Origin of the sequence: Vogesella alkaliphila, from assembly GCF_014652475.1 — a bacterium.
In the GTDB taxonomy this organism is placed as follows: domain Bacteria; phylum Pseudomonadota; class Gammaproteobacteria; order Burkholderiales; family Chromobacteriaceae; genus Vogesella; species Vogesella alkaliphila.
In genome coordinates this window covers 38,466-58,601 of the sequence record NZ_BMYW01000006.1, presented here as the reverse complement: position 1 = coordinate 58,601, position 20,136 = coordinate 38,466, and the positions used below count along the sequence as shown (strand labels likewise).

Sequence of the window (20,136 nt, the reverse complement as noted above, 5' to 3'; positions counted from 1 at the left end):
TAATCGCGCCTTGATTGAATGAGGACAGATCCGAGCATGCTGATTAGCGAATCCAGGGTAGAGCGTTTGGTGGTACACCGTGTCGGCAATCCGGCGCGCGGCGAGCCGTTGCAGCTGTCGCACAAGGCCATCGGCGTGGACGAGGCGGTGTCGGCGCTGATTCTGGACGGCTACCTGAAGGGCATCGTCTCCGACAAGAAGAAGTACCAGTTCTTCCACGAGACCGATCTCAACCTCAACGAGCTGTACCACTACACGCGGCAGTTTTTCCGCGGCGACGCCGATCTGCTGGAGGTGTCGCAGCGCATCGCCAAGCACCTGTTCGCGCGCTCACAGCACCCGAACATCGCCGCCGGCGACCTGCTGGTGATCCTGTTCTCCGGCCTGGGTGAGGCGGACAGCCCGCAGCGCGCGCTGGGCGTGTTCAAGGCGGAAATCCAGGAAGATTTCCTCACCATCGTCGAAAGCGGCGAGGTGTTCGACATCAGCCACGCCAGCGGCATCAACCCGCGCCTGATCGACAAGGGCGCGCTGATCCTGGAAAACGGCCCGCTGCTGTACGCGGTCGACCGCCAGGGCCACGAGGCCAAGTTCTGGCTCGACGACTTCCTGCAGGCGATGCGGGTGCCGGATACCAGCAGCAGCAGCAAGCTGGTGGCCGAGGTGATGGAGCAGATTTCGGAAGAGATCGAAGACCCGCTGGCGCAGGTGCGCTTCAAGGACGAGGTGATGACGCTGTGCAAGACGGTGCCGGAGGTGTCGCCGCGGCAGATGGGCAGCATGGCGGAGCGCTACGTCGAGCCGGAGCAGATCGGGCGCCTGTTCGACAGCGCCGCCGAGAACTACGGTTTTGCGCTGGAGAGCGACGTGCGGCTGCCGGCGCAAGGCATGGCGCGGCGGCTGGAAAAGACCTGGAGCAAGGTCGGCGTCGGCCACGGCATCAGCCTGCTGCTGCCGTCCGACCTCAGCCTGCAGAATGTGCAGACGGTGAAGGGCGACGACGGCGAGCTGCAGATTACGCTGTGCCTGCTGCAAAAACAGTAAGGCGCTGGCCCGCACGGGCCGCAGCGATGCGGCCAACCTTTTGCGTTTGACGGGCGCCTATTTCAGCGTCTGCAGGTATTTGTACACCGTGGCGCGGCCGAGGCCGAGCACGTTGGCGATGTAGTGAGTGGCGCTTTTGCCGTTGAAGGCGCCCTCGGCGTACAGCGCTTCGACCAGTTCCTTGCGGTGCTGGCGCGACAGGGTGTTCAGCGCCAGCTGCCGCTCCTGCAGCCAGCGGTGCATGAAGGTGTTGATGCGCTCCTGCCAGTCGTCGCGGAACAGCTCCGCCGGCTGTTCCACCAGGCCGGCGCCCTTCAGCAGCATGCCCAGCATGCCGTGCATGTCCTCGAACACCGCGATGTTGAAGTTGATGCACATCACCCCCAGCGCCACGCCTGCGTCGTCAAACAGCACCGAGCTGACGCAGCGCATCTTGCGGCCGTCCCAGTTCACCTTTTCGTACGGTCCGACGTAGCGTTCGGCGATGGTGCGCTCGATTTCCTCCAGCGCCGATTCGTCGCCGATCTCGCGCCGCGACAGGTTGTTGGCGAGGTAGAGCACGCGCTGGCTGTCCAGGTCGTGGATCACCACCTCCGCATAGGGGAAGAACAGCTTGGCGATGCTGTCGGCGAGGTGGCTGTAGCGCGACAGCAGCAGTTGCTGCGGCGTGGGGCTGGGCGTGGGCGTCATGGTCGGGTCGGGCGCAACGGCAGGGACAGCGATAGTGCCTGATGCGGCGGGCAGGGCACAAGCGTTGCGCCCGCCCGCCGTCAGGTTGCCGCTGGTGAGCGGCGGGTGCGCGCTCATTGCGCGGCCTGCGCCTGTTGCAGCAGCGCGCAGGCGATGGCGATGTCCTGCAGGCCCATGCCGATGGAGCGGAAGAACACCGGGCGCCGGTAGTCCGGCAGCGTGCAGCGCTGGCTGACCAGGTCGGCCAGGTCGCCGACGATGCGCTCGCGCTGCCAGCTGCCCGCCTGGCTGGCGAGCACCATCTCGCCGGCGCTGTCCGGCGTGCTGTGCTTGTGGTCGCAGTACACGTCCATGGCGGCGAGGCTGGCCGGCGGCACCTCGTGCGCGTTGACGGCGTTGGTGCTGATCGAGGTGATCAGCGCCGGTTTGCTGAGCGTGGCCGGGTCCAGCACCGGGCTGGCCGAGGAGGTGCACAGCATGATCACGTCGGCGTTGTCGCAGGCGGCGGCTACGCTGCCGCTGATCTCGATGCGCGGGTCCAGTGCCTGCAGCTGTTGCTGCAGTTCCGGCTTGCCGGCGAGGTCCGGTGCGTACACGCGGATGTGCTGCCAGTCGCGCAGCGACAGCACGTGGCGCAGGTGCGCCTGGCCGAGCGCGCCGCAGCCGATCAGCGTCAGCAGGCGGCTGTCCTGCCGCGCCAGCAGGTCGATGGCCAGCGCGCTGGTGCCGGCGGTGCGCTCCGCCGTCAGCAGGCCGGAATCGCAGAACAGCAGCGGCTGGCCGGTTTGCATCGACATCAGGCTGGTCCAGGCGCTGATCACCGGACGGCCGTCGGTGACGATGTAGGGCGACAGCTTGGCGCCGAACACGCCGGCATCGGCCAGCACTCCCTGATAGGTGATGACGTCGCCAGCGCCCTGGGGAAACAGGGTCAGCGTCTGCGCCGGCTGTACCGCGCGTTCCTGCGCCAGCGCCTGGAACAGCGCGCTCAGCGCGGCGCGCACCGGCAGCGCCGGCAGGTAGTCGCGCACCTGTTGCTGGGTGAGAAGCAGGGGGGCGGCGTGGTGGTCGATGTGGTTCATGCTGGGCTCTCGTGATCGTTGTGGTCGGGCGCGGCCGGGCTGCGGCTGGCGGCTGGGTTGTCGTATTTAATTCCATTGTGGAAAAAAAGTCTACAACTTGTGCGGCGGCCATTTTTTCAGGGTTTTGCTTGCGTTCCGCTTGATGCGTTTTTGGCAAGTTATTGTTATTGAAGAGCTAAGTTTCGATTCTCGACATGATTTTGTCATGGTGTGACCGGCTTTCGCCACCGTGCGCGGCGGCTGACCGCCGGATTTTTTATAAATTAATTGTCTCAAATGGAAATATTGTCTATCTTGTGGCCGAAGCCCAAGCAAGACGTGAACGCAGCCAGCCGGCTGCCAAACCACGCAGGCACCATGGCCTGGCCATGCACAACGGGACGGGACGTTACCCGCTACGGAACAAAGGAGACATTTCATGATCAGCAAACGCGTTCGCACTGCCGTTTTTCCTCTGCTGGCCTGCCTCGCCGGTACCGTCATGGCGCAGGGTGCGCCGCTGCGCATGGGGCTGGAGCCGTTCTACCCGCCATTCGAGAGCAAGCAGGCCGATGGCCAGCTGGTCGGCTTCGACATCGATGTCGGCAAGGCCGTCTGCGAGCGCATGGCCGCCAGGTGCAGCTGGGTGGAAACCTCGTTCGAGGGCCTGATCCCCGGCCTGAAGGCGAAGAAATTCGACGCCATCAACTCGGCGATGAACATCACCGCCAAGCGCCGCGAGTCGATCGACTTCACCGTCCCGATCTACATCGTGCCGATCCAGATGGTGGCGCGCCGCGACAGCAAGCTGACGCCGACCGTGGCCAGCCTGAAGGGCAAGACCGTCGGCGTGCTGCAGGGCGCCACCCAGGAAGACTTCGTGCGCAAGCACTGGGAAAAGCACGGCGTGAAGGTGGTCGCCTACCGCGACCAGTCGCAGATCTTCCTCGATCTGGCCTCCGGTCGTCTGGATGCCGGCGTGCAGGAAGCGCAGACGGCGATGGAAGGCTTCCTCAGCAAGCCGCAGGGCAAGGACTTCGACTTTGCCGGCGGCGTGATCAGCGACTTCGCCACCCTGGGCGAGGGCACCGGCATGGGCGTGCGCAAGGGCGACCCGCGCAAGGCTGAGCTGGACAAGGCGATTGCCAGCCTGAAGCAGGACGGTACCCTGAGCCGCATTTCGATGAAATACTTCAACCGCGACATCATCGCCAAGTAAGCGGCGTGCAAGGTTGGCCGCAGGCTGCGGCCAACCTTGCAGATTCCGTTGCCATGGTCGTTGCCCGCAGCGCCCATGGCAACTGCATCTGAAAGAAGCAAAACATGGATTTCGACATCATCGTCCTCGGCGCCGGCATGATCGGCGTCTCCAGCGCCATCGCCCTGCAACAGCGCGGCCTGCGCGTGGCGCTGCTGGACCGCCGCGCCCCCGGCGAGGAAACCAGCCACGGCAACGCCGGGCTGCTGGAACGCGCCGCCGTGGTGCCGTACGGCTTCCCGCGAAACCTCGCCAACGTGCTGCGCATCGGCCGCAACCGCAGCGCCGACGTGCGCTACCAGCCGTCCAGCCTGCTGCAGAGCACGCCGTGGCTGTGGCGCTACTTCCGCGCCTCTGCGCCGCACCGGCTGGCCGCCGCCGCGCACGACATGCTGCCCTTGATCAGCCGCAGCCTGGACGAACACGCGACGCTGCTCGCCGCGGCCAACATGAGGGAGCTGTGCAGCAACGACGGCCTGTACGAGGCCTATCGCACCGAGGCCGGCTTTGCCACCGAGGCCGCCAACGCGCGCCGTATCGCCGCCGAAAACGGCCTGCAGCTGCAGATCCTGGACGCGGCGCAGCTGCGCGCCGCCGAGCCGGGGCTGGGGGAGGGCTTCGCCGGTGCCGTGCACTGGCGCGACCCGCAGCGCATCAGCGATCCGGGCGCGCTCACCCGCGGCTATGCGCGTTATTTCGAAAGCCTGGGCGGCACACTGCTGCAACTGGCCGCCACCGCGCTGACGCCGGACGGCAGCGGCTGGCAGGTGGTCACCAGCGGCGGCATGCTGCGCGCCGCGCAGGTGGTAGTGGCGATGGGGCCGTGGTCGGACGACATCTTCCGGCCGCTGGGCTACCGCATCCCGCTGCAGACCAAGCGCGGCTACCACATGCACTACCAGCCGCTGGGGCCGGGGCTGAACTACACCGTGGCCGATGTGGAAGGCGGCTTCGTGGTGTCACCGATGCAGCGCGGCCTGCGCATCGCCACCGGCGTGGAGCTGGCGCGGCGCGACGCCGCCCCCAACTACGCGCAGCTGCAGCAGGCGGAGGCGCTGGCGCGCGGGCTGTTCCCGCTGGGCGAGCGGCTGGACGCCACGCCGTGGATGGGCAGCCGCCCGTGCCTGCCGGACATGCGCCCGGCGCTGGGCGCCGCGCCGCGCCACAAGGGGCTGTGGTTCAACTTCGGCCACGCCCACCACGGCCTGACGCTGGGGCCGGTGTGCGGCCAACTGCTCGCGCAGGTGATCTGCGGCGAGACACCGTTCACCAACCCGGCACCGTACGCGCCGGCGCGCTTCCTGTAACGCCGGACACGCGAATGCAAAAAGCCCGCCTATCATGGCGGGCTTCGTCGTTGCGGCCAACGTGCAAGGTTGGCCGCAACGGATGCGAAAGGCTGGCTCAGCACTCGACGATGTTGACCGGCACCTCGATCACGTTGATCGCCAGGCCGCCGCGCGCGGTTTCCTTGTACTTGGTGCTCATGTCGCGGCCGGTGTCGCGCATGGTCTTGATCACGCGGTCCAGCGACACGAAGTGCTGGCCGTCGCCGCGCAGCGACATGCGTGCCGCGTTGATGGCCTTGATCGACGCCATCGCGTTGCGCTCGATGCACGGCACCTGCACCAGGCCGCCGACCGGGTCGCAGGTCAGGCCCAGATTGTGTTCCATGCCGATCTCGGCGGCGTTTTCCACCTGTTCCGGCGTGCCGCCCAGCACTTCGGCCAGGCCGCCGGCCGCCATCGAACAGGCGGAGCCGACTTCGCCCTGGCAGCCGACTTCGGCGCCGGAGATGGAGGCGTTGAGCTTGAACAGGATGCCGATTGCACCGGCGGTGAGCAGGAAGCGCACGATGCCGTCGTCGCTGGCGCCGGGGATGAAGCGCGCGTAGTAGTGCAGTACCGCCGGGATGATGCCGGCGGCGCCGTTGGTCGGCGCGGTCACCACGCGGCCGCCGGCGGCGTTTTCCTCGTTCACCGCCAGTGCGTACAGGTTGACCCAGTCCAGCACCGTCAGCGGATCGCGCAGTGCCGCTTCCGGCGACGACAGCAGCTTGCGGTGCATGTCGGCAGCGCGACGCTTGACCTTCATGCCGCCGGGCAGGACGCCCTCGCGCTCGCAGCCGCGCTTCACGCAGCCCTGCATCACGTGCCAGATATTGAGCAGGCCGGCGCGCACTTCTTCCTCGCTGCGCCAGGCCAGCTCGTTCTCCAGCATGATCTGGCTGATGCTCTTGCCGTGGCGCTGGCACAGCGCCAAGAGTTCGGCACCGCTCTTGAACGGGTGCTTCAGCTCGGTGACGCCGGGCGGCACGAAGCCGGCGTCGATCGCCGCCTCGTCGACCACGAAGCCGCCGCCGACCGAGTAGTAGGCGCGCTTGGACAGGCTGCTGCCGTCGGCGGCAAACGCCTCGAAAATCATGCCGTTAGGGTGGTAGGGCAGCGCCTTGCGCTTGTGCAGGATCAGGTGTTCGGACTCGATGAAATCGATCTCGTGCGTACCCAAGAGCGCGATGCGCTTGTTGTTGCGGATCGCGGCCAGCATGCCGTCGACGGCATCGGTATCGACCAGGTCCGGGTGTTCGCCCTGCAGCCCGAGCAACACCGCCACATCGCTGCCGTGGCCTTTGCCGGTGGCGCCGAGAGAACCGAACATTTCGGATTTGACGCTGGTGGTCTGCGTCAGCAGGCCGTCCTTTTCCAGCCGGGCGACGAATTGCCGTGCCGCGCGCATCGGGCCGACGGTGTGGGAGCTGGAGGGGCCGATGCCGATCTTGAACAAATCAAAAACACTGATTGCCATGTTGCTTCTCTTGAGGTGGTGCCTGCGGCGCAGGGCTAGTTTTCATTATAGTCGGGCGCCACCCGCTGGATGGCGCCCGCTGCTGCTTGAACCTGTGCACGATCTGCTGCGCTTCGGCGATACCGCGTTGAAAACGCCTTCGGAATGCTCATTGACCCCATGTCAACTCCGCTTCCTCAGTCGTTTTCGCCTTGTCTCGCTCTAGCTCGCGAGATCGTGTGCCCGTTCTTAGCGGTAAACCGGGAAGGCGGCGCACAGCTCCGCCACCTGGCGTTTCACGCGGGCGGCGACATCGGCGTTATCGATGTCGTCGAGGATGTCGCACACCCAGTGCGCCACCTGGCCGGCTTCCGCTTCCTTGAAGCCGCGGCTGGTGATGGCCGGGCTGCCGATGCGGATGCCGCTGGTGACGAACGGGCTTTGCGGGTCGTTCGGGACCGCGTTCTTGTTGACGGTGATGCAGGCGGCGCCGAGTGCGGCGTCGGCGGCCTTGCCGGTGAGGCCCTTGTCGATCAGCGACAACAGGAACAGGTGGTCATCGGTCTTGCCGGACACCACCGTGTAGCCGCGCTGCTGGAACACCGCCACCATGGCACGGGCGTTGGCCAGCACCTGTTTCTGGTAGTCGACGAATTCCGGCTGCAGCGCTTCGAGGAAGGCTACCGCCTTGGCCGCGATCACGTGCATCAGCGGGCCGCCCTGGATGCCGGGGAACACCAGCGACTGCAGCTTCTTTTCCAGTTCCGGGTTGGATGCAGCCAGGATCAGGCCGCCGCGCGGGCCGCGCAGCGTCTTGTGGGTGGTGGTTGTCACCACGTGCGCGTGCGGCACCGGGTTCGGGTACAGCCCGGCTGCCACCAGGCCGGCGACGTGCGCCATGTCGACAAAGAAATACGCGCCGACGCTGTCGGCGATCTGGCGCATGCGCGCCCAGTCCACCACCAGCGAGTAGGCGGAGAAGCCGGCGACCAGCATCTTCGGCCGGTGTTCGGTGGCCAGGCGTTGCACTTCGTCGTAGTCGATCTCGCCGGTTTCCACGTTGATGCCGTACTGCACCGCGTTGTAGATCTTGCCGGAGAAGTTGACCTTGGCGCCGTGGGTGAGGTGGCCGCCGTGGGCGAGGCTCATGCCCAGCACAGTGTCGCCCGGCTGAAGCAGCGCCATGTACACCGCGGCGTTGGCCTGGCTGCCGGAGTGCGGCTGCACGTTGGCGTAGTCGGCGCCGAACAATTGCTTGGCGCGGTCGATGGCCAGCTGCTCGGCGACATCGACGTGCTCGCAGCCGCCGTAGTAGCGCTTGCCGGGGTAGCCCTCGGCGTACTTGTTGGTGAGCTGGCTGCCCTGCGCCTGCATCACGCGCGGGCTGGTGTAGTTCTCGGAGGCGATCAGCTCGATGTGGTCTTCCTGGCGTTGCGCCTCGGCCTGCATCGCGGCCCACAGTGCGTCGTCGAAACCGGCAATCTCCATCTCTTTGGTAAACATCGTGCATTCCTTTTTCTTGGCGCGAACGGCAAAGGTTGGCCGCAACCGCGCTGGTGATGGCGGCAGGGTCGGGCAGGGCGTTGACGCATGGATGTGCGGCGTAAAGGACAATGGCGCCCGCCCGGCGTCTGCCGGACGATGCCCCCTCTGTCCCTTTGCCTGAGAGATTGCGGCGCACGGTGTACCCACCGGGCCATGCTTCCTTCGGCGAGATCCGGCCTTGCGGCTGATCTACTCTCCAGAGTGCCAGACGTCGCTGCAGTTCTTTTGCCTGAGAGTTTCCGGGGCGATTCCCCTTCGGCGCTGTCAGCGAATGACAGTCTCTCCTGCAGCGGCTTGATTGGCTGGTCGCAATCTAGTGAAGCGGCGCGCGGCTGTCAACGCATCGACGACAGTATTCAATGTGCTGTTGCAGCAAAAAACCCTGCCGCAAACGCGCCGATCCAGTCGGGTCGGGCGTACGGCAGGGTTTGCACTGCAAAACCGCACACCTATATAAGGTGCGCGGTCGAGGGGGGTGAATCAGACGCTGGCGACGGTAAAGCGCTGGCGATGGTGTTGCGGCTGCAGCGCCTCGTCCACCACCGCCACGGCGAGGTCGGCGTCGCTGATGCCGGCCGGCGCCTCGCCCGCCATCAGCAACTCGTTGCCGCCGAGACGGTACTGGCCGCTGCGCGCGCCCGGCGCCAGCAGCGCCGGCGGCGACACGAACACCCAGTCCAGCTGCGTTTCCTGTTGCAGCAGGTTCAGCGCCTGGCGCGCGCCCTCGGCGCCTTCCTTGTATTCCGCCGGGAAGTGCGGGGTGTCGATCAGCTGCACGCCGGGAGCGACGAACAGGCTGCCGGCGCCGCCGATCTCGATGAAGCGCGGCACGCCGGCGGCCTTGACCCCGGCGACGATGGCCTGGTGGCCGGCGAGGAACAGTTCGCGGATGTCGGCCTTGTCCCAGCCGGGATTGAAGGCGCTGATCACCACGTCGTGGCCGGCGACGGCACGGGCCACCGCGTCGGCGTCGTAGGCATCGGCAGCCACCACCTCAAGGTTGGCCGCAGCAGCGATGCGCTCGGGACGGCTGGCGATGGCGGTGACGGCGGCATGGCGCGACAGCAGTTCTTTCAGGATGGCCGAGCCGACAAAGCCGCTGGCGCCGATCAGTGCGATTTTCATGGATGCTCCTTGCTGCCCGCTGACGGGCGGTGATTGACGAGGGCAGTGTAATTGCCGGTTTGCATTCCGATAATCCGTCGTAAAATTGATTGATTGTTAATTTGAAATAATGAATATGGACGAATTGCGCAGCATGGCGGTGTTTGCCCGGGTGATCGAGAAAGGCTCGATGAACGCAGCGGCACAGAGCCTGGGCATCACGCCGTCGGCGGTCAGCCAGCATCTGCGGCGGCTGGAACAGCGCCACGGCGTCACCCTGCTACAGCGCACCACGCGCAAGTTGACGCTGACCGAGGCTGGGCAGCTGTTCTACCAGGGTTGCGCCGCGATGCTGGCGGCGGCGCGGCAGGCGGAGCAGCAGCTGTCGGCGCTGCGCGACGCGCCGGTGGGCGAGCTGCGTATCTCCGCGCCCAGCGGTCTGGCCGGCGGCGTGCTCAGCAGCGCACTGGCGCCCTTGCTGGAGGCCAACCCTGGCCTCAGCCTGCGGCTGTTCTTTCACGACGAGATGGTGGACCTGCTGGAGTTGCAGATTGACCTCGCGATCCGGGCCGGCAAGCTGAAGGATTCGTCGCTGGTGGCGCGCCATCTGGCCGACTGGCACTTTGTCATTTGCGCGTCGCCGGTCTATGTTGCAAAGCATGGCCTGCCGCAAGCCCCGGCCGAGCTGCTGCAGCACGACTGGGTCGGGGTGGCGTCGCACGAAGGATTGAGCCGGCTGCAGTTGACGCGCGGCGCGGAAACGGTGACTTTATCGGTGCCGCCGCGCATCAGCAGCAACAATATCCTGTCTGCGCGCGCCTTCGTGCTGGAAGGCCTGGGGCTGTCCTTGCAGCCGGAGCCGGAGGTGCGCAGGGAGTTGGCCTCCGGTCTGCTGCAGCCGGTGCTGGCCGAGTGGAGCCTGCCGGAGTTGCCGTTGTGGATGGTGACGCCGCGACGCGAGGGGCAACCTGCGAAAGTGCGACATGCCATGACGATATTGCAGACGGCTTTGGGTGGCGAACGCCATCTTTGACATTGGCAAGAGTGGTTTGTTGCCGAATTATTTCGATATTCTTATATAAAAATGCCAACTAATGAGGATTGTACGCAGAATACAAAATTTAACTGTTAACGGAATGCCATGAAATGGCTTTGTGAATATAAACAAATAACCACAGGTGGGCTTAGTAGTACTATGCCGCACCATAACTAACAAAATTCAGTGGGGAATACACATCATGATGTCATTGCGTACTCGCCTGATGGCCTTCGTGCTGCTGGTACTGACGGTACTGGCTGTCATGTTCTGTGCCGTCGCGTACTGGAAAATGAGCGACGCCCTGTCCAGTGCGATCCGTAACGAAATCAATCAGGCCGCCAACAGCAAGGCGAGCTTTGTCGCCGAGTGGGTGTCCACCCGCCAGAAGATCGTCGCCTCGGCGTTGCCGCGCTTCGGTACCGGAGAGTTGCAGCCGGTGCTGGACCAAGCGCGTGACGCCGGCGGTTTTGACGACATGTACATCGGTCAGCCGGACAAGACCATGACCCAGTTCACCGGTGCGCCGAAAGTGCCGGAAGGCTACGACCCGACCGGGCGCCCGTGGTATCTGGCCGCCAAGGATGCCGACGGCCCGATCGCGTCGCCGCCTTATATCGATGCCGCCACCAAGCGTCCTATCATCACCTTCGCGCAGGCGCGCAAGGATGGTGGCCAGCTGGTGGCCGTGGCCGGTGGTGACGTGACACTGCAGCGCGTGGTGGACGAAGTGGTCGCCGCCAAGCTGCCGGGTGACGGCTACGCCTTCCTGGTGACCGGCGACGGTACCGTGATTGCGCACCCGGAAAAAGAATCCGGCCTGAAGAAGATCGGCGAGGTGGTGGCTGGCTACGACATGAACGCGGTGAGCAAGGACGGCCAGATCGTGGAGGTGTCGATCAACGGTGCCGCTACCCTGACCGCGCTGTATCCGGTAGGCAAGACCGGCTGGTTCCTCGGCGTGATGGTGCCGGTGGCCGCCGCAATGGCACCGGTGACGCAGTTGCTGATGGTGATGGTGGGTCTGCTGGTGGTGGCACTGGTGGTGTCCGGTATCTTCGCCTACGTTGGCGTGGCGCGCATGCTGTCCGGTCTGTCGGTGCTGCGCAATGCGATGCGTGAAGTGGCCAGCGGCCACGGCGACCTGACCAAGACGCTGCCGGTGGGCAACCGTGACGAAGTCGGCCAGATTGCCGAAGCCTTCAACCAGTTCGTGGCCAAGCTGCGCGAGATGTTCCTCACCGTGCGCGACGAATCCGATTCGCTGGCGCGCGACGCCGCCGACCTGAACCGCGTGGCGGAGCAGATCGCCCAGGATTCGCGCGTGCAGTCGTCGGAGCTGTCGTCGACCGCCGCCACCATCGAACAGATCACCGTCAGCATCAACCACATTGCCGACCACGTTGGCGAAACCGAGGTGCTGGTGTCGCGTTCGCGTGACAACTCGCTGGATTCGCACCGTGCGATGGCGGAAGTGGCGCGCGAGGTGGAATCCATCGTCGGTGCGGTGTCGTCGCTGCAGGGCGTGATGTCCAATCTGTCCGGCCAGTCCGAGCAGATCAAGGGCATCGTCGGCGTGATCCGCGACATCGCCGACCAGACCAATATGCTGGCGCTGAATGCGGCGATCGAGGCGGCGCGTGCCGGCGAGCAGGGCCGTGGCTTTGCCGTGGTGGCCGATGAAGTGCGCAAGCTGGCCGAGCGTACCGCCAGCGCCACGGTGCAGATCGCCGAGCTGATCGATACCGTGATCCAGAAAACCGGCGAGGCGATCAACCATGCCGACGCCACCAACGCGAAAGTGGAGACCGGTGTCACCCTGTCGCGCGAAGCGGCCAGCAAGGTGGAGCTGATCAAGGGCAACGCCGAAGAGATCTCGACCCGCATGGGCGAAATCACTTCCTCCACCGCCGAGCAGGGCATCGCCACCAACGAGATGGCGCGCAGCGCCGAGCGTGTCAACTCGATGGCGCAGCAGACCGACAGCAGCCTGCAGGAAGCGCTGGCGACGATCCAGGTACTGGCCAGCCGTGGCGACCAGCTGAAGGCACTGGTGTCGCAATTCCGTCTGTGATACATCTTGCATGCAGCAAGCCCCGGCCTGTGCCGGGGTTTTTCTTTTTGTGGAGCCTGTTCTATGTTTGCCAATCCTTTTGCCCGTTTTCAGGATGCCCCGGTCGTGCTGGACGGCGCGATGGCGTCCGAGCTGGAACGTCGCGGTTGTGACCTGAATGACGCGCTGTGGTCGGCGCGGGTGCTGATCGAGCAGCCGGAGCTGATCCGCCAGGTGCATTTCGACTACTTCGCCGCCGGTGCCGACGTCGCCACCACCGCCAGCTACCAGGCGTCGTTCAGCGGTTTTGCCAAGCGCGGCCTGGACGAAGCCGCGGCCGCGGAGCTGATGCAGCGCTCGGTGCAGCTGGCGCAGCAGGCACGCGACGAGTTCTGGGCCGATGCGGCCAACCATGCCGGTCGCCAGCAGCCACTGGTGGCGGCCTCGGTGGGGCCGTACGGCGCGATGCTGGCCGACGGTTCCGAATACCGTGGCGATTACGGCCGCAGCGAAACCGAGCTGATGGATTTCCATCGCCCGCGCATTGCCGCCTTGCTGGCCGCCGCGCCGGATCTGCTGGCGTGCGAGACCATTCCCTGCGCGGTGGAAGCGCGCGCCATCGCCCGCGTGCTGCAGCAGGACTTTCCGCAGGCGGCGGCGTGGATCAGCTTCTCCTGCCGCGATGACGCCAACCTGAGCGACGGCACGCCCTTGCTGGCGGCGGTGGCCGAGCTGGAAGCCTATCCGCAGATCGTGGCGGTGGGCGTCAACTGCACCGCGCCGCGGCATATCGTACCGCTGCTGCAAACGTTGGCCGCAAGCACCGGCAAGCGGCTGCTGACCTATCCCAACTCCGGCGAAGCCTACGACGCGGTGACCAAGACCTGGCACGGCAGCAGCGATCCGCTGGCCTTCGCCGAGGCGGCGCGGCAGTGGCGTCTGGCCGGCGCCAGCTGCATTGGTGGCTGCTGCCGCACGTCGCCGGACGATATCCGCGCGCTGGCCGGCTGGCTGCGCGGCTAAATCGGCACGGCGGCATCATCCACGGCGACCTTTGGGTCGCCTTTTTTCATGGCGGCTATTGCAGCAGCGGGCCGGCGGCGAGCAGGCTGCCCAGCGCCATCAGCAGCAGGCCGATGCCGCGGTTGAGCCATAGCTGCACGCCGAGCAGGCGCTGGCGCAGACCGTCCCGGGACAGCAGCACCGCCACCAGCGCAAACCACAGCACGTGCGCCAGCGACATGAACAGGCCGTAACCGAGCAGCACCGACAGCGGCGTGCTGGCGGCAACGACCTGGGTGTAGGTGCTGATCACGAACAGCATGGTCTTGGGATTGAGCACGTTGGTGAGGAAGCCGTTGCGCAGCGCGCGGCCGTGGTTGTCCGCCGCCGCCTCGTTGACGGCGCCGCTGCGGAAGGTGCTCCAGCCGACATACACCAGATAGCCGGCGCCCAGCACGCGCAGCAGCTGCAGCAACAACGGCGTCTGTTGCAGCAGGCTGGCGCCGAGCAGGGTGTACATCACGTGCACCTGCACCCCCAGGCCGATGCCGAGCGCGGCGGCGAGGCCGGCGCGTTTGCCGTACAGCAGGCTGTTGCGGCTGATCATGGCGAAGTCGGCGCCGGGGCTGATCACGGCGAGCAGGGTAATGGTCATCACGGCAAACAGTTCGGTCATTGCGTATACTTTCGGTGAGTTTGGTGCGGGGTAAAAGGATGACGATCATTGTCACGCTTTTTCCCGGCAATGAATAACGATGGTTTCTGCCTTGTTTACGTGAGAAAAACTGACCGATGAGCTTTGCCGCCCTGCCGTCGCTGAACGCCTTGCGCGTGTTCGAGGCCGCTGCCCGCCACGGCAGCTTCGTGCGTGCGGCCGACGAGCTGTGCGTGACGCACGGCGCGGTCAGCCGCCAGGTCCGCTTGCTGGAGGAGCAGCTCGGCGTGGCGCTGTTCGAGCGCCGCAACCGCGCGGTCTTCCTCAGCGCCGCCGGCACCCGGCTGTTTACCGCCTGCGGCGAGGCGCTGCACACCCTGCAGCAGGCGGTGACGCAGCTGCAGCCGGCCGCCACGCCGCCGCTGGCGGTGTCGTGCGAGCCAACGCTGGCGATGCGCTGGTTGATTCCGCGCCTGCCGCAGTTCCATGCGCTGCATCCGGATATCGAGGTCCACCTCAGCGCCGCCGGCGGCGCGGTGCGGCTGGAAAGCGGCCATGTCGAGCTGGCGATCCGGCGCGATGACTTTGCCTGGCCGGCACACTATTGCGTGCAAAGGTTGGCCGCAGAGCACGTCGGGCCGGTCTGTCGCGAGCGGGCGGCCGCGGTGCGGCTGCACACCCGTTCGCGGCCGCAGGCGTGGGGGGAGTGGCAGCGCCTGCAGCCGGCGGCCGCGATGGCGCTGGCCGGCAGCCGCGAGTTCGAGCACTTCTACCTCAGCCTGCAGGCGGCGCTGGCCGGGCTGGGGGTGGCGATGGCGTCGCTGTACATGGTGGCCGACGATCTGGCGGCGCAGACGCTGCAGGCGCCGGCCGGTTTTGTCGCCGACGGCAGCCACTACGTGTTGCTGTCGCTACAAGCGCTGGAGCAGGACGCGCGGCAGCAGGCGTTCGCCGCATGGTTGATGGCAAGCATGCAGCAGACGCTGGCTCTGTATGCAAACAGGATAATTTTGGCGTAACGGCTAGGGTTGTATATTGCGCAGATTTGCTTGATATTTGGTGATGCGTGCTAAATTTTGCCGATCAAGGGTTTTTTGATCTGGATTTATTGTCTTTCGCGCATGACTGGCTACAATCCGCAGCTGACATATTGCATTGCGGAATAATTCGAGATGACGAGCGCCGGCCACACCCTGTTGGATTCCGACACCAACGACGTTTCCCATACCCTGCTGGAAGACATTCTGGCGATCCTGGTCGGCACGCTGCTGGTGGCCTTCGGCGTGGCGATGTTCAAGCAGGCCGGCCTGCTCACCGGCAGCACCGCCGGCATCGCCTTCCTGATCCACTACCAGAGCGGCGTCCCGTTCGGGGTGGTGTTCTCGCTGATCAATGTGCCGTTCTACTGGCTGGCGGTAAAGCGCATGGGCTGGGCGTTCACCCTCAAGACCTTTATCGCGGTCAGCCTGCTGTCGCTGTTTTCCGGGCTGCACGCGCAGTTTGCCCATTTCGGGCCGCTGGACCCGTTCTACAGCGGCGTGGTCGGCGGCCTGATGATGGGCATGGGCTTTATCGCGCTGTTCCGCCACAAGGCGAGCCTGGGCGGCATCAACATCCTGGCGCTGTACCTGCAGGATCGCCACGGCATCCGCGCCGGCAAGCTGCAGCTGGGCGTCGACCTGCTGATCCTGCTGGCGTCGCTGTTCATGGTCAGCGTGCCGGCCTTGTTCGGCTCCATCCTCGGCGCGCTGGCGCTGAACATGGTGATCGGTTTCAATCATCGTCCCGACCGCTACATCGCGATGTAAGCCTCAGGCACCGGGCAGCGGCGGCAGCCGGCGCAGGTGCAGCGCGATGGCCAGCGCCGCCAGCAGCAACAGGCCGAGGCAGGCGGCTACGCCCGGCCAGCGGTGCGACTCCCACAGCACGCCGGACAGCGTGCCCATCACGCTGGAGCCGGCGTAGTAGGCGGTCAGGTAGCACGCCGACGCCAGCGCCCGTGCCTGCAGCGCGCGGCGCCCGACCCAGCTGCTGGCTACCGAGTGCGCGCCGAAGAAGCCGAAGGTGAACAGCGCGACGCCGCCGACCACCAGCCACAGCTGCTGCGGCAGCGTCAGCAGCAGGCCGGCCGCCATCACCATTATCATCAGCCACAGCACATTGCGCCGCCCGAGGCGGTCGGCGAGGGTGCCGGCCCACGCTGACGACCAGATCCCCACCACGTACAGCAGGAACACCAGGCCGATCTGGCTCTGGCTGAGGCCGAATGGCGCCTGCAGCAGCCGGTAGCCGAGGTAGTTGTACAGGCTGACGAAGCAGCCCATCAGCAGGAAGGCGGACAGGAACAGCCAGGGCAGGCCGGCATCGGCAAAATGACGGCGGCCGTTGTGCCACAGCTGCGCCAGATTGCCGCGAGAGGGCTGGAAGTGACGCGACGCCGGCAGCTGCCTCCATACCAGCGCCGCCGCCAGCAGGCCTAGGCCGCCCAGCACCGCCAGCGCCAGCCGCCAGCCGGCGACATCGGCCAGCAGCGCCGCCAGATAGCGGCCACTCATGCCGCCCAGCGCATTGCCGGCGATATACAGCCCCAGCGCCTTGCCCAGCGAGCCGGCTTCCACCTCCTCGCTCAGATAGGCCATCGCCACCGCCGGCAAGCCGGCCAACACCATGCCGAAGGCCGCGCGCGACCAGACCAGCGCGCCAAAGCCCTGCGTCAGCGTTGCGGCCAAGGTCAGCAGCGCCCCGACCAGCAAGGCGGCCACCATCAGCGGCTTGCGCCCGAGGCGGTCGGCCAGCAGGCTGGCCGGGATCAGCATCAGCGCCATCGACAGCGTGCCGGCGGAGAGCACGGTACTGGCACGGGCGGCGCCGGTGCCGAATTCGGCCGAGAACAGCGGCAGCAGCGGCTGCACGCCATAGAGCATGGCGAAGGTGGCAAAGCCGGCGCAGAACAGCGCCCAGCCGGTGCGGCGGTAGGCGGCGGAGCCGGCGACCAGCTTGCCGCTGACGGGCGTGGCCGGCGGGGCGGGGCAAGGGGACGACAGGGGAGCGCAATAGCTGGTCATGGCAAGGCACCGCGTAGAAGACAAGCCGATGCTAGGCTTGGCCGTTTAGATGGTCCAATATATATTTCAGTGGTAATTCATATCTGAAAGCGATTAATGGAGCTGCGTCACCTGCGTTATTTCGTCACCGTGGCCGAAGAGCTGCACTTCACCCGCGCCGCGGAACGGCTGCACATCGGCCAGCCGCCGCTCAGCCAGCAAATCCAGGCGCTGGAGGCGGAGCTGGGGGTGCAGCTGTTCCAGCGCAGCAAGCGGCGGGTGCTGCTGACCACTGCCGGCGAACGCCTGCTGCTGCGGGCGCGGCGCCTGCTGGCCGATGCCGAGGCCGCCGTCGAGGAGGCGCGCCGTGCCGGCCGCGGCGAGGTCGGCGAGCTGCGCATCGCGTTCACCTCATCGATGCCGCTGGCCGGCGTGCTGCCGGACAGCCTGCGCCACTACCGCGAACGCTATCCGGCGGTCAGCCTCAAGCTGGCGGAAATGTTCACCGGCGACCAGTACCTCGCTTTGCAGCAGCAGCGGCTGGATGTCGGCTTCGTGCGTTACAACGGCGACGAGGTGGTGCCCGGCGTTTCCCGTCGCGAGCTGCGCCGTGACCGGCTGTGCGTGGTGCTCCGCCGCGACCATCCGCTGGCGGCGCGCGCCCGGCTGGCGTTTGCCGAGTTGCGCGACGAGGGCTTCATCGTCTATCCGCCGGGGGTATCGACCGGGCTGCCGGCGCTGATCCGGCAGCTGGCGCAGGCGGCCGGCTTCCAGCCGCGCATCGCGCAGACCTCGGGCGAGGCGATGACGCAGATTGCGCTGGTCGCCGCCGGGCTGGGCATTGCCATCCTGCCGTCGCCGCTGTCTTGCGTGCAGCTGGACGGGGTGTGTTACATTCCACTTACAGATGAGCGCGCTTATTTGTCACTGGCCGTAGCAACTCGCGCCGACGAGATCTCGCCGCTGGTGGCCGCCTTCAGCAGCATCCTGTCAGGGTTGGCCGCAGTATCGTGAGCCCGCTCCGGGAGGCCGCTCATAAGGCGCCCGATCATGGTCGCTTGTCTGTCCGTGCCGCTGGCGGGCCGCAGCAAGAATGGGCCCCGGCCTGAAAAACCGGGTTCTTGTTGCGGTTCGAGCTGGTTGGCCGTGGTGTTCGCGACTATGGTGGTAAAGAAGTCTTGCTGTGATGTCAGCTGGGTGTCGCGGCCGCGGAGACCGCGGCCAGCCCTGCAATCGCCGGCCAATAAGAAAAATGAGGAGAGCGTGTGAACACGTTCGATGAAAGCACCACGGTGCTGATTATTGAGGATTCGCATACCGTGCGGCAGTCGCTGCGCGCGATGCTGGCCCAGGTCGGCATCACCCGCTCCGAGGCGGCGGTCAATGCCGCAGACGGCTTGCAGCGGATACGGCGCAAGCAGTTCGACGTCGTGCTGTGCGACTACAACCTGGGCGAGGGCATGAGCGGGCAGGAGCTGCTCGAACTGCTGCGTCGCAGCAATGCCTATCCGCTGACCTCGGTGTGGATCATGATCACCGGCGAGCGCAAGTACGAGCGCGTGGTCGCCGCCGCCGAGGTGGCGCCGGACGACTACATCCTGAAGCCGTTTTCCAGTCAGACCCTGTTCGACCGCCTGCGTCTTGCTCTGCAGCGCAAGCTGTTCCTGCGCCCGGCCCACCTCAAGCTGCTGGCCGGCGAGGTGCCGCAGGCGCTGCTGATCCTGCGCCAGCTGGAGAGCATCGCCGAAAACAATGTGCAGGTGATGGACGTGCTGCGGCTGATGGCGGAGACCTACATGCTCAACGACCAGTTCAGCGAGGCGCGGCAGGTCTACGAGAAGATCCTGGCGATGAAGGCGATCCCGTGGGCGAAGATGGGCATGGTGCGCATTCTGAAGGAACAGGACGACATCGAGCAGAGCACGGCCATCCTCAACGAGATCATCGCCGAGGCCCCCAACTACACCGACGCCTACGACGCGCTGGCGCAGAACCTGACTCACGGCGGCCAGTTCCAGGAGGCGCTGTCCATCCTGGAAAAGGCGGTGCTGCTGTCGCCGCGCAACTTCCAGCGCCTGTGCGCCTGTGGCGAGACGGCGCTGAACGTCGGCGACCCGCTGAAAGCGGCCACCTATCTGGAAAAGGCGGTGCTGATCGGGCGCAACAACAGCGCCTTCGGCCCCGGCGTGATGGTCGACCTGCTGCAGGCCTACAGCGAGGGAGAGCAGCTGGAGAAGATGGACCGCCTGTCGCAGGAGCTGGGCGGCCTGCTCAAGGGCGAGGCCGACCAGTTCCTGCTGCTGGTCTGTCGCGCGCTGTCGGCCCTGGGGCGCAAGCGCTACACCGACGCCATGGCGCTGCTGCGGCAGGCGGCGGCCTTTCTGCTGCAGCCGCAAACCGGCTGGCGCGACGCCACCCGCTTCATCGAGGCGGTGGCCCGGCTGCCGCAGGACACCGAGGGCTACTGTGCCGGCGAGTGGCTGCAGCAGCTGGCGCTGCGCTTCGTGAAGAACCACCAAGACGTCACGCTGATGACCGCGCTGTCACGCGACAACCAGGTGATGATCGCGGCAATCGAGGCGGCGCATACCACGCTTCAGGCGGCCAACGATCAGGCGGTGGCGATGGCGAAGAACGGCCAGAAACAGCAGGCGGCACTGATGCTGTACGGCGTGGCGACGCAGACCCGCAACGACCGTCTCGGCATGAACGCCTGTTCGCTGCTGTTGCAGGACAGCGCGCCGGAGAGCCTGGACAAGGTGCTGCAGCTGATGAAATGGCTGCCGCAGGACCACGAACGGGTGCAGGGCTTCAACGCCATCCTGTCCAAGCGCGAGATCCTGTCCGAAGGCTGAGTCGG

The 20,136-nt window shown here is 66.0% G+C and carries 17 protein-coding genes and 1 riboswitch; of the genes, 10 read left to right on the top strand and 7 right to left on the bottom strand.

Annotated features, from left to right (window positions below; genetic code table 11):
• Positions 1-36: 36 nt before the first annotated feature.
• Positions 37-1,044: a nucleoid-associated protein gene (locus tag IE100_RS10225; RefSeq protein WP_189373984.1), complete on the top strand. Its 1,008-nt coding sequence runs from the start codon at positions 37-39 to the stop codon at positions 1,042-1,044.
• A gap of 57 nt (positions 1,045-1,101) precedes the next feature.
• Here the strand turns inward: IE100_RS10225 and IE100_RS10220 are convergent, their stop codons facing one another.
• Positions 1,102-1,734: a helix-turn-helix transcriptional regulator gene (locus IE100_RS10220; protein ID WP_189373983.1), complete on the bottom strand. Its 633-nt coding sequence runs from the start codon at positions 1,732-1,734 to the stop codon at positions 1,102-1,104.
• A 113-nt stretch (positions 1,735-1,847) separates the two neighbouring features.
• Positions 1,848-2,816 (bottom strand): ornithine cyclodeaminase family protein, encoded by a 969-nt coding sequence (locus IE100_RS10215; RefSeq protein ID WP_189373982.1) that lies wholly within the window; start codon positions 2,814-2,816, stop codon positions 1,848-1,850.
• 418 nt (positions 2,817-3,234) lie between these two features.
• On the opposite strand from IE100_RS10215, the gene IE100_RS10210 reads away from it, so the two are divergent.
• Together IE100_RS10210 and IE100_RS10205 are read left to right on the top strand one after the other, a co-directional pair.
• On the top strand, positions 3,235-4,014 hold the full coding sequence (locus IE100_RS10210; protein ID WP_189373981.1) for a transporter substrate-binding domain-containing protein: 780 nt from the start codon (positions 3,235-3,237) through the stop codon (positions 4,012-4,014).
• A 104-nt stretch (positions 4,015-4,118) separates the two neighbouring features.
• Entirely contained in the window at positions 4,119-5,360 is a 1,242-nt protein-coding gene (locus IE100_RS10205) for an NAD(P)/FAD-dependent oxidoreductase (RefSeq protein ID WP_189373980.1), read from the top strand.
• Between the two features lie 97 nt (positions 5,361-5,457).
• On the opposite strand, the gene IE100_RS10200 is transcribed toward IE100_RS10205, so the two are convergent.
• The 3 genes from IE100_RS10200 to IE100_RS10190 form a co-directional block, all read right to left on the bottom strand.
• The gene (locus tag IE100_RS10200; protein WP_189373979.1) at positions 5,458-6,858 is read right to left on the bottom strand and encodes an L-serine ammonia-lyase; all 1,401 of its coding nucleotides are present in this window, start codon (positions 6,856-6,858) and stop codon (positions 5,458-5,460) included.
• A 228-nt stretch (positions 6,859-7,086) separates the two neighbouring features.
• Positions 7,087-8,340, bottom strand: coding sequence for a serine hydroxymethyltransferase (gene glyA / locus IE100_RS10195; protein WP_189373978.1), 1,254 nt, complete (start codon positions 8,338-8,340; stop codon positions 7,087-7,089).
• A 249-nt stretch (positions 8,341-8,589) separates the two neighbouring features.
• Positions 8,590-8,679: riboswitch (glycine riboswitch) on the bottom strand.
• 183 nt (positions 8,680-8,862) lie between these two features.
• Complete coding sequence (locus IE100_RS10190; RefSeq protein ID WP_189373977.1) at positions 8,863-9,507, bottom strand: NAD(P)-dependent oxidoreductase; 645 nt, start codon at positions 9,505-9,507, stop codon at positions 8,863-8,865.
• Between the two features lie 115 nt (positions 9,508-9,622).
• Between IE100_RS10190 and IE100_RS10185 the strand changes: the two genes are divergently transcribed.
• The 3 genes from IE100_RS10185 (at position 9,623) to mmuM (ending at position 13,598) form a co-directional block, all read left to right on the top strand.
• The gene (locus tag IE100_RS10185; protein ID WP_189373976.1) at positions 9,623-10,519 is read left to right on the top strand and encodes a LysR family transcriptional regulator; all 897 of its coding nucleotides are present in this window, start codon (positions 9,623-9,625) and stop codon (positions 10,517-10,519) included.
• 205 nt (positions 10,520-10,724) lie between these two features.
• Complete coding sequence (locus IE100_RS10180; protein ID WP_229800326.1) at positions 10,725-12,596, top strand: methyl-accepting chemotaxis protein; 1,872 nt, start codon at positions 10,725-10,727, stop codon at positions 12,594-12,596.
• Between the two features lie 63 nt (positions 12,597-12,659).
• The gene (gene mmuM / locus IE100_RS10175; protein ID WP_189373975.1) at positions 12,660-13,598 is read left to right on the top strand and encodes a homocysteine S-methyltransferase; all 939 of its coding nucleotides are present in this window, start codon (positions 12,660-12,662) and stop codon (positions 13,596-13,598) included.
• Between the two features lie 55 nt (positions 13,599-13,653).
• On the opposite strand, the gene IE100_RS10170 is transcribed toward mmuM, so the two are convergent.
• Positions 13,654-14,253 (bottom strand): LysE family translocator, encoded by a 600-nt coding sequence (locus IE100_RS10170; RefSeq protein ID WP_189373974.1) that lies wholly within the window; start codon positions 14,251-14,253, stop codon positions 13,654-13,656.
• A gap of 116 nt (positions 14,254-14,369) precedes the next feature.
• Between IE100_RS10170 and IE100_RS10165 the strand changes: the two genes are divergently transcribed.
• Complete coding sequence (locus IE100_RS10165; protein WP_189373973.1) at positions 14,370-15,251, top strand: LysR family transcriptional regulator; 882 nt, start codon at positions 14,370-14,372, stop codon at positions 15,249-15,251.
• Between the two features lie 153 nt (positions 15,252-15,404).
• Positions 15,405-16,040 carry a YitT family protein gene (locus IE100_RS10160; RefSeq protein WP_189373972.1) on the top strand — a complete coding sequence of 212 codons (636 nt, stop codon included), beginning with the start codon at positions 15,405-15,407 and terminating at the stop codon, positions 16,038-16,040.
• A gap of 3 nt (positions 16,041-16,043) precedes the next feature.
• On the opposite strand, the gene IE100_RS10155 is transcribed toward IE100_RS10160, so the two are convergent.
• The gene (locus IE100_RS10155) at positions 16,044-17,297 is read right to left on the bottom strand and encodes an MFS transporter (RefSeq protein WP_189373971.1); all 1,254 of its coding nucleotides are present in this window, start codon (positions 17,295-17,297) and stop codon (positions 16,044-16,046) included.
• A gap of 96 nt (positions 17,298-17,393) precedes the next feature.
• Here IE100_RS10155 and IE100_RS10150 point away from each other — a divergent pair, with 96 nt between their 5' ends.
• Together IE100_RS10150 and IE100_RS10145 are read left to right on the top strand one after the other, a co-directional pair.
• Complete coding sequence (locus IE100_RS10150) at positions 17,394-18,290, top strand: LysR family transcriptional regulator (protein WP_189373970.1); 897 nt, start codon at positions 17,394-17,396, stop codon at positions 18,288-18,290.
• Positions 18,291-18,541: 251 nt separating this feature from the next.
• Positions 18,542-20,131: a response regulator gene (locus tag IE100_RS10145; protein ID WP_229800325.1), complete on the top strand. Its 1,590-nt coding sequence runs from the start codon at positions 18,542-18,544 to the stop codon at positions 20,129-20,131.
• Positions 20,132-20,136: the final 5 nt, after the last annotated feature.

Bases quoted from the DNA above. Each gene is read 5' to 3' on its own strand.
- IE100_RS10205 (WP_189373980.1), top strand. From the start codon at position 4,119: ATGGATTTCGACATCATCGTCCTCGGCGCCGGCATGATCGGCGTCTCC.
- IE100_RS10150 (WP_189373970.1), top strand. From the start codon at position 17,394: ATGGAGCTGCGTCACCTGCGTTATTTCGTCACCGTGGCCGAAGAGCTG.
- IE100_RS10180 (WP_229800326.1), top strand. From the start codon at position 10,725: ATGATGTCATTGCGTACTCGCCTGATGGCCTTCGTGCTGCTGGTACTG.
- IE100_RS10160 (WP_189373972.1), top strand. From the start codon at position 15,405: ATGACGAGCGCCGGCCACACCCTGTTGGATTCCGACACCAACGACGTT.
- mmuM (WP_189373975.1), top strand. From the start codon at position 12,660: ATGTTTGCCAATCCTTTTGCCCGTTTTCAGGATGCCCCGGTCGTGCTG.
- IE100_RS10190 (WP_189373977.1), bottom strand. From the start codon at position 9,507: ATGAAAATCGCACTGATCGGCGCCAGCGGCTTTGTCGGCTCGGCCATC.
- IE100_RS10200 (WP_189373979.1), bottom strand. From the start codon at position 6,858: ATGGCAATCAGTGTTTTTGATTTGTTCAAGATCGGCATCGGCCCCTCC.
- IE100_RS10225 (WP_189373984.1), top strand. From the start codon at position 37: ATGCTGATTAGCGAATCCAGGGTAGAGCGTTTGGTGGTACACCGTGTC.
- IE100_RS10165 (WP_189373973.1), top strand. From the start codon at position 14,370: ATGAGCTTTGCCGCCCTGCCGTCGCTGAACGCCTTGCGCGTGTTCGAG.
- IE100_RS10210 (WP_189373981.1), top strand. From the start codon at position 3,235: ATGATCAGCAAACGCGTTCGCACTGCCGTTTTTCCTCTGCTGGCCTGC.
- IE100_RS10170 (WP_189373974.1), bottom strand. From the start codon at position 14,253: ATGACCGAACTGTTTGCCGTGATGACCATTACCCTGCTCGCCGTGATC.
- IE100_RS10155 (WP_189373971.1), bottom strand. From the start codon at position 17,297: ATGACCAGCTATTGCGCTCCCCTGTCGTCCCCTTGCCCCGCCCCGCCG.
- IE100_RS10185 (WP_189373976.1), top strand. From the start codon at position 9,623: ATGGACGAATTGCGCAGCATGGCGGTGTTTGCCCGGGTGATCGAGAAA.
- glyA (WP_189373978.1), bottom strand. From the start codon at position 8,340: ATGTTTACCAAAGAGATGGAGATTGCCGGTTTCGACGACGCACTGTGG.
- IE100_RS10220 (WP_189373983.1), bottom strand. From the start codon at position 1,734: ATGACGCCCACGCCCAGCCCCACGCCGCAGCAACTGCTGCTGTCGCGC.
- IE100_RS10215 (WP_189373982.1), bottom strand. From the start codon at position 2,816: ATGAACCACATCGACCACCACGCCGCCCCCCTGCTTCTCACCCAGCAA.